Genomic DNA, 558 nt, shown 5'->3' on the forward strand with positions numbered 1-558 from the left:
ATCGACCCAGCGGTTCGACCCAGCTGGTGATGCCCGATGCCGAAGCCAGCGACACCGGCAGATCAGAGCAAGGCCCCCGATCCGGTCAATAGCCATCGCCCGAGCGGTCGATGCGATGCCGGAACCCCACGCTGTCGCCGTGGCCGGTCCCGATAGCCCCGACGTTGCGGCGGGAATCGGTCGCCGATCAAACGGCGTGTGTCGCATGCACCCTGGAAACCTCGGATTTCGAGCGCCTGAGGGCTCGAGGACGTCGAGCAGCCTGGAGCGGGCCGAGCTGTCCATGTAGGCGAGGGGCAGCAGCGGCCCACGTGTCATGTGATTAGTATGTACATACGGCCCAGATAGGTGGCATCCGATGACGGCTACGACCAGTCAAAAGACCGAGCTCCTGCGCCCAGTGGGCGATGGCTTGATCGAGTCGAGCGTGATTGCGCGGCAGCTTTATGTGAACAAGACGCAGCTCGCGGACGTGCTGGGCCTGGGCGTTGAATCCCTGCATCGGCGCAAGCGGGAAAGCGCGGCGCGCGTGCAAAGTCGCATGCGCGACCTGATCGA

At 64.5% G+C, this 558-nt stretch carries 1 protein-coding gene; it reads left to right on the forward strand.

Annotation, left to right across the window (positions count from 1 at the left end; all coding sequences use genetic code 11):
- Positions 1–358: 358 nt before the first annotated feature.
- Positions 359–558 (forward strand): hypothetical protein (locus ACS8YF_RS20050; protein WP_440851817.1); only part of this gene is annotated, 200 nt, incomplete at its 3' end.

Source organism: Salinisphaera sp. SWV1, from assembly GCF_052044155.1.
Taxonomy (GTDB): Bacteria; Pseudomonadota; Gammaproteobacteria; order Nevskiales; family Salinisphaeraceae; genus Salinisphaera.